Origin of the sequence: Moorena sp. SIO4E2 (assembly GCF_010671945.1) — a bacterium.
Lineage (GTDB): Bacteria > Cyanobacteriota > Cyanobacteriia > Cyanobacteriales > Coleofasciculaceae > Moorena > Moorena producens.
Genome location: NZ_JAAHIE010000365.1, coordinates 1 through 7,695, shown reverse-complemented (window position 1 = coordinate 7,695; position 7,695 = coordinate 1). Strand labels below are relative to the sequence as shown.

The 7,695-nt window shown below is 46.0% G+C and carries 5 protein-coding genes and 1 pseudogene; 1 reads left to right on the top strand and 5 read right to left on the bottom strand.

The genetic code is table 11. From position 1 onward, the window contains the following. Nucleotides 1–99: 99 nt before the first annotated feature. The 3 genes from F6K37_RS27350 to F6K37_RS27340 form a co-directional block, all read right to left on the bottom strand. Nucleotides 100–288 (bottom strand): Nif11-like leader peptide family natural product precursor, encoded by a 189-nt coding sequence (locus tag F6K37_RS27350; RefSeq protein WP_287253542.1) that lies wholly within the window; start codon nt 286–288, stop codon nt 100–102. Between the two features lie 106 nt (nt 289–394). Then, the gene (locus F6K37_RS27345) at nt 395–3,625 is read right to left on the bottom strand and encodes a type 2 lanthipeptide synthetase LanM family protein (protein WP_287253540.1); all 3,231 of its coding nucleotides are present in this window, start codon (nt 3,623–3,625) and stop codon (nt 395–397) included. 152 nt (nt 3,626–3,777) lie between these two features. Next, nucleotides 3,778–4,059, bottom strand: a complete 282-nt coding sequence (locus tag F6K37_RS27340; protein ID WP_353838556.1) for a cinnamycin family lantibiotic — start codon at nt 4,057–4,059, stop codon at nt 3,778–3,780. Between the two features lie 692 nt (nt 4,060–4,751). Between F6K37_RS27340 and F6K37_RS27335 the strand changes: the two genes are divergently transcribed. After that, nucleotides 4,752–6,686, top strand: a complete 1,935-nt coding sequence (locus F6K37_RS27335) for an ABC transporter ATP-binding protein/permease (RefSeq protein ID WP_008178015.1) — start codon at nt 4,752–4,754, stop codon at nt 6,684–6,686. Nucleotides 6,687–6,763: 77 nt separating this feature from the next. Here F6K37_RS27335 and psbU read toward each other — a convergent pair whose 3' ends face one another. Together psbU and F6K37_RS27325 are read right to left on the bottom strand one after the other, a co-directional pair. After that, nucleotides 6,764–7,228: a photosystem II complex extrinsic protein PsbU gene (gene psbU, locus F6K37_RS27330; RefSeq protein WP_008178017.1), complete on the bottom strand. Its 465-nt coding sequence runs from the start codon at nt 7,226–7,228 to the stop codon at nt 6,764–6,766. 254 nt (nt 7,229–7,482) lie between these two features. After that, nucleotides 7,483–7,695: pseudogene (locus F6K37_RS27325) on the bottom strand (hypothetical protein); the annotation flags it as partial.

Sequence of the window (7,695 nt, the reverse complement as noted above, 5' to 3'; positions counted from 1 at the left end):
TTCCTGAACTACTGCTGACTTTTTCAGCTGGTCACCCACCAGGAGGTATTGACTCAAACTATTACTCTGACTAATTTGTCAGTTTTACTGAGATCTAGTCTACCGTACTTTTAAAAGAGCCGCACCCGAAGCATTTGCTGCTGCTATGTCTTTTTTTGTAAAACAATAACCGTGATTGGCACCAAGTTTAACCAGCTCTTCTTCCCTTGTTATCACCTTAATTTGCTGTCTCAATGCTTCTGTATTTTCAAGAGCTTCATAAAACTTAAAAACTGCTTCTTTTGACATAGTTTTTTCAACCAATTAAACCAAGCAAAATTACAACCAAAGCAATGATAATCCCAGAGTCTACCTTCACCAACACCACCTTTACCCTCAATCTAGGTCTATTGGCTTATACTGATGGAGGCGGGTCGAGCAGCAGAGGGGAAGGGACTCGCTCCGGATAGGCTAGGCGCAAAAAGTGCATTCCGATTCCAGCGATTCCAAGCATTAGATCGGGAAACAGATCCTTAGTCGTAGAACCACAGAGCCACGTGCGAGCTTTCTCAAACCGACGCCACTGGGCCTGAGCTTGGACGTTAGCCTCCATCTGCAAATAAGGTGTGTCCCTCAGTTGAGAAAACCGCAGCAACAGCTCAGCATTGCCGGATCTGCCATGACATAGGGAATCATTACCGAGCTTGTCAAAATTCCGCAAAGTAGCATTGAGAGCTGCGTAAGCCTCCCGCAGAATATCTTCGTCATTTTTCCCTAAAGCTGCCCAACTGGCAATACGGCTCAAACCAATTCCCGCCGACCCATTGCACCAAGCATTGGCAAAATGGGGTTCGTTTCTGTCAGCTACCATGACCGATTTGCGCAGGTCATACCAATCCTTCTGCTCCGAATCAAAATGAGTCGCTTCATAGGCAAAGCATTGACGACCAGCCTGAATGTACTCTTGCTTGTCAAGATTACACCCCAGCAAAATTAGTGCCCACCCTGAACCACTCGAACCATGGGAAAAACCGGTCGGATTCTGCTGGTGTAGATCCGGTCGCCCACCCTGCCAACTTAGGGTGTCCCCCTGGCGAGTTGCCCCTTGGAGCAAATGTTGAGCAGACTGCATGGCACAATCTATGGCACTATCTCTCCCTTGGCCAGAAGTGGTGTTTGCCAACCCCAGCATGACAGGAATCACCCCCGTGACTCCGAGCAAAAGGTCAAAGTATTTGTCCTGAGGAATCCGTGGTATCAGTTCGTGAGTCAACTCTACTGCCCGCTCCAGCAATTCTGGTCTGTCCCATAGTTGAGCCAGGTGGGTTAACAGGTAAATCAATCCAGCTGTGCCCTGGTAAGCCCCAACGAAGGGTGAACTAGGGTGCTCCATGGCGTGCTTGAAGGCTCGCTCTGCTGCTTGACGAAATTCTGGCTGGGGGTGAAGGGCATCGAGATAAGCCAAAAATAGGCAAATCCCCGCTGAACCCGCGTAAATATCTGGCCCGACATCTACTACACGTTTTCCAGTAGCTGTATAGTCGCTGGTTTGCCATGGAGCCTTACTCGGATCGGGTTCGAGCAATTCCCACAACTGCCAACCAATTTGCTGGGCGTAATTAACCGCTGAAGCGATAAAGTAGGGACTATTCAGTTCCTCTGTGGATAGGCTACTGTATATGTACTGGTTCTGCCGGATTCGGTTCTCCTCAGATAATTTTTCAATGCGTTTGACTGCATTGTCCAATGGGGAAATCGCGATCGCATCTGGCAGAAATTGTTGGTAATTGTGGATTAAATCTAGAGCCCCAGTTGCCTTAGCTGAGAAGATGGGGATATCCAATTGCCACAGGGATGCTAGTTCTAGCTCAGCCAGTTTCCCTTGATTGTCCCACTTTCGTTGATGCTCTTTTAAGGTGTTGAACAGCAAATCCACTTCTAGGGGTTCGGCAAGACATTTGGGATGGCGAGCGGCAAGGAGCAACTTGGCATAGGCTTGGGTTCCCCAATTAATGAAGCGCACTAATGAGGGAGAAAATAAGTCTTGGAGGGACGTTGCGGCTTTCGTGGGGTTTTCTCTAAACCAGTTATAAACTCGGTTAAATCCCTCAACAATGGCATCTTTGTACTCCTGTGGCTGTACGAGCTGACCTTGGTAATAGATGCGATTGGTTCCTTCGAGTTCGACCCGAATTCCCGATTGATATTCAACACCCAGGGCTAATGACATCCGGCCCTCGTTCACTTTAGGAACTTGATGGGGTACTTCGTAGGAGTCGCCGCCCCTAGATCCGCTCAATTTCATTTGATTTTTATCCCCCGGGTCTGGCCATTCGAGCAAACCCGTCTTGAAAACTGAATCGAGGACTGTACCGGGCAATTTGTCTATGCCAAGGGGCAACACTTCCAAAACCGTTTCGCAGTCGCAAATAAACCCATTGCCATCAGCAACTAGGACGTTTTCAACATGCAGATCGCATCCCCCTAGGATGTAGAAAATGCTGAGAAATCCCCCGAGTTGCTGATAAAATCCCTCAGCAGAAGCTTGACTTTGGACATGGTTTTTACCAGAAGCAATAAACTCTGCATAACCATAGCCATCTCGACAGAGCACTCCATAGCTGCCAAAGTCAATCACCTTATCCCTAGTCAAGGTTTCTAGCAGCCCTTGCATCGCTGCTTCAGATTGAATACAACGAGGCTTATAAACAATTGTTGCTGGCTCAGAGTTAATCAGCTCTAGTTCCACGATCACTACGCTCTTGCCGCCAGCATGGTAATCCGATTTGCCTAACTTAAAGGATTTGACTTGGGTAATGGGTTTCCCTGAGAAGAACGTCCCACTAATTTGCTCGCGATCCCTAGCCAAACGCTGAATCACTTCCTCACCAAAATCACACAATAAACCAGTTACTTGTGCCAACCAACGTGATAGTACAGGAAACTGAAAATAAAAGCGGTGATAACTCCAACCGTCTTGAAAAGTCTGTTCCAGGTAGGCCAGATAAGCCTCTGGATCATCGGCTGATTTGGCGATCTTATTCTGAAGACAATAGACATTAATATTGGCTTCAACCGTCCAGGTTAAGGCCAGCTCAAAGCGATTGAGCAGGTGAAGTTGAAGGTCACTGACGACTTGCTTTGAAATCACCTTCAGCTGATCACATAAAGGTTGCAATCTCTGGTACAAAAGCCGTAGAAAGGGTTCGCAGGCTATCGCCAATTCCCCGTGGTAGATATCGGTTTCGTACCAGGAACTCCCTAAAAAATCCCCTTTTGGTAAATCCAAGGTCGCGATCGCAGCGCGGTAGGTTTCTAGCCACTGACGGTGAGGTTTGACGAACTCCAATCGGTCTGCTGCCGACAATTCCCCCCAGTTTCGTTCGTATAATTTATAGTCCGTTAATATTTTTTTTAGGTCTTCAATAATCGATTGACTGACGTTTCCTTGCTCATAGGAATCCTTAAGCACCTGCACAGCCAACTTGCCAGTCAGTTTTTTGATGTTCCAACTATCTAATGGTTCAAGCTGGTTGCTAAACCTAGCTTTCCCCTGGCCTTTAGCCAGTTGTTCAACAATGAGGGTTCGCTCAGCCAAATTACTAGCTCGGCAAGCCAGTTCCTCCACCACATAATCGTCAACCATAACCCCAAGAGTTACCAAGCAAGACTAATAAAAAGTTAACAACGGGGGCTGGCATCACATCTCAATCTTAAAAAATGCGATGTCATGCCAGCTCCTAGACAGGTACCTAGCCTATTGGATTAGAAACGGTAACAACCTAATTGGTCGTTCCATCAAGTCTTGGTTGTTCCATCACAAACGATGGTTAGAGGACCGGAGCTGCAGGTGGATTCACAACTAGCAGCGATATCAAACTCCCCTAAGGAAGCATTTAACAACTCGATGAAAGCATGATCCTGCTTCTCGACAGATTCAGGCAGGGAAGTGGTAGCTGAGAGTCCAAAAGCTTCTGGGTTATTTTGAACTTCGCTACGGAACTCAGCGTCAATAGATGCCTGGTGCAGTACCTTTTTTAGGGTAGCCTTGACATTATATTGCTCCTTCGTGCCCCTTATAGGCAGTAATATTTACCATCTGCTTGTTTAGCAGACATTTATTAGTGTATAGATAATTTTCATCCTATGGTTCACTTTTTGACATTTCTTAACTTTTATCTGAAGTCTTTTAAAATGCATATATAGTTTAGTTTTTATGTAACAAAAAATACAGTTTTTTATTGACAAACATCCCTATATACTTAATAAACTCTTGCCTCTTGCCCGCCCCCCTTAAGGGCTGGGGGTTAGGGGGGATTCCTCTTGCCTTTCCTTAAGGGATTCTGTTCACAAATCAAATAGAAATGCTATAGCTGTATGGTGACTTGGTAAGCAGATAAGCAAAATAAACCAGGACTTACGCGGTTAAGTTGATTTCGCCCCCCTAGGGCGTGTTTTCAAAGTTTTCCGCAAGATTATGATCCCCCCCAGCCCCCCTTGAAAAAGGGGGGAGCCATACTCAAATTCCCCCTTTTTTAAGGGGGATTTAGGGGGATCTCCGAGTTTGAAGACACGCCCTAGCCCCCCAATTCTGGGGGGTAATGATGTCAAAGTCCCCCGAGGGGGACCAACGGGGGCGCGTAAATCCTGTAAACATCAGAAATTGGGGGTGAAACCCTACAGGCTATACACCGATTGCACCTGTGCTTAATAAATAAGCAGAATGATTATTGACACTTGCACCGCTTTGACAACTGGGAATTTCTAGATATATGAGTGAAAACCACAGATTTGACGGTAAGTTTGGGCAAAGATTGTTAGGGCTTGTCCAGCCTTACTGGATACCAGTATCGGATCAAAGAGGAACTTTTCTAGGGCTATTGCTGTTGCTAATAGTATTCCTTTTAATAATTTCTTTTACTATTGTCAGCCTCATTAGCTTAGGAGGACAGCACTATTTTCCAGAAATAATTAATAGTGTTGCTCCCGGTTTAGTGGACTCTGTTGCCATGATCAATAAGTCGCCAGCTATCTATGTCATTGCTTTACTTTTCCTAGCTACGATTGCTGCTTTTGCCTACTACAGGCAACAGTTACAAGATAATTGGCAACCATGGTTGATGTCAATAGTGATAGTGTTGTTACTGCTATCAAGTACTGGGGTGAATGTCTTAAGCAGCTACTTGAATCGGGACTTGATCACGGTCATGGCTCGACACCAGGCGTCAAACTACCTGACCCTGCTCTTACTCTACAGCAGTTCCCTATTGGCCATTGTGCCCTTAATGGTTTTTTCCAACTACATCAAAAAGAGACTTTGTCTCGACTGGCAACAATGGTTAACCAAATATTTCCTCGATCAGTATCTATACAATAGAGCCTATTACGAACTCAAGACTAATCTGGATATCGATAACCCAGACCAGCGCATCTCCAAAGAAGTTGAATCCTTTACTAAAACCATCTTGGATTTTTGGGTTGCTATACTAAATCAAGTTGTTAATCTAATTGCTTACGGAATCGTTCTTTGGACGATTTCTAAACTGCTGTTGACTGCTATGGTAGTCTATTCCCTGTTCGTCAACGTCAGCGTGATTTTTTTGAGTAAATGGTTAGTTGATCTTAACGGAGAAAAACTCGAATACGAAGCCAACTTCCGGTACAGTTTGGTTCGCATCCGCGACAATGCTGAATCAATCGCCTTCTCTCGTGGAGAAAATCAAGAATTGAGTTTAGTGAAGCAGCGATTTATTCAACTGATGCAGAATCTAAATCTGATTATCGGCTGGGAGCGGAATATAGAATTCTTAACCATAGCGTATCAAAATTCTATCTTTATCATACCTTACTTGACTGTAGGATCATTGTATTTTAGTGGTCAAGTTGAGTTAGGGACAGTTACTCAAGCAAGTATATTGTGCTTTCAGCTTTCGGGGGCACTGGCAGTGATTGTACGTCGGTTTGATACCCTTAGTGCTCTTGCTGCGGTGGTTAATCGCTTAGCTAGCCTGGCGGAGGTTTTGGAAGCGCCGACGGCACAACAGAATGCTGCTAAGATTATTAAGACAGTAGAGGACAACTGCTTTGCCCTCAAAGAGATTACCTTGCAAACTCCTAACAGCCAACAGACCTTGATCAAAGATCTCTCGTTGTCAGTGGAACCGGGTGAGGGGACACTAATTATGGGGGCGAGTGGCTGTGGCAAGAGTTCTTTGCTAAGAGCGATCGCTGGGTTGTGGAACACAGGAACAGGCTGCATCATGCGACCTGCCGTGGAAGACATCTTATTTTTGCCTCAACGTCCTTACATGATTCCAGGATCCTTGCGAGAACAGCTGCTTTACCCAAATGCCAGCCGCGACAGTTCCTTGGAGGAATTGGAGTCCGTGCTGCACCGGGTTAACCTTTCTGAGCTGCTGGCCAAGGTGGGCAGTTTGGAGGTCCAATTAGATTGGAGCAGTGTTCTGTCCCTAGGAGAACAACAGCGTCTAGCCTTTGCCAGACTCTTGCTCAATCAACCTCGCTATGCCTTCTTGGATGAAGCAACCAGTGCATTGGATCAGCAAAACGAGCGGCATCTCTATCAGCAACTACAGCAAACCGAAACCACGTTTATCAGTGTTGGTCACCGAGAGAGTCTGCTGAAGTACCATCAGCAAGTTCTGGAACTATCGAGTGATTCTAGCTGGCAGCTCTGTAAGTCCTAGATTGATTAGTTACAATTAACCCACTCTTGTAAGAGTGGGTTAGACAGGAAATTTAAAGTTAACCACCAATGGCGTTGTTAGTATACGCCAGGATTATAGCGATCGTCGCCCGCATTATAAACCTCTGACCGAGGAGTCGCGGTAAAAGTACCTTCATCAATTTGCGCTTGTAACAGTTTCTTCTGGCGTTCGCTTAGTCCCGGAATTTTCAGAACATCTTCTACTGACTTGTAGGGATGTATTTTACCTTCTTGAATAATCTTACTAGCCAAGTTTGGATAGAATCCGCGATAGTGGCGAAACTTTCGCACATGAGTATTGTTCAGGTCAATCTTCTCACCAAACTCGGTGGATAACTTGCGATCAGCCTCATTGCTCCGGGAACGAGCGATTAAAGCGGTAGATGAGGGCAACGTTAAGTTATTTAAAGAAAATGTGTCTGCTGAAGACATAGGGGAAGCGATCGCACTTTGGGATAAGCCTAAGCAGCCCAAGCTAAGCACTAGAAGGCATAACACTGCCAGATGACGCAATTTTCTCATCATAAAACTCCTTACTTACACAACACAGCACTAAGAGAAATTTAATCTCTGTGGGTTTAGTTTAATTTTTGTTTCCTATCATCTCATATTATCGAAGTCCAGACACAAGACCTAAACTTTTTCCAGAAGACGATTCCCACCCTAGTTACTTGACAAATTTTGCTTTGTAAGCTAATAGCTATCAGCTATCAGCTATCAGCTATCAGCTATCAGCTATCAGTTATCAGCTATCAGCTTATGGGCTACAGATAGTGCTACTGTTCGCGCAGCGTGGCCATTCGCGTAGCGTGGCCAACGGCCAAGGCCAAGGCCAAGGCTGACCGCTGACCCCTGACCCCTGACCCCTGACCCCTGACCCCTGACCCCTGACCCCTGACCCCTGACCCCTGACCCCTGACCGCTGACCGCTGACCCCTGACCCCTGACCCCTGACCCCTGACCCCTGACCGCTGAACCCTGACCTCTGA

Excerpts from the sequence above, each read along its gene's own strand:
- psbU (WP_008178017.1), bottom strand. The coding sequence starts at position 7,228 with ATGAGAAAATTGCGTCATCTGGCAGTGTTATGCCTTCTAGTGCTTAGC.
- F6K37_RS27335 (WP_008178015.1), top strand. The coding sequence starts at position 4,752 with ATGAGTGAAAACCACAGATTTGACGGTAAGTTTGGGCAAAGATTGTTA.
- F6K37_RS27350 (WP_287253542.1), bottom strand. The coding sequence starts at position 288 with ATGTCAAAAGAAGCAGTTTTTAAGTTTTATGAAGCTCTTGAAAATACA.
- F6K37_RS27345 (WP_287253540.1), bottom strand. The coding sequence starts at position 3,625 with ATGGTTGACGATTATGTGGTGGAGGAACTGGCTTGCCGAGCTAGTAAT.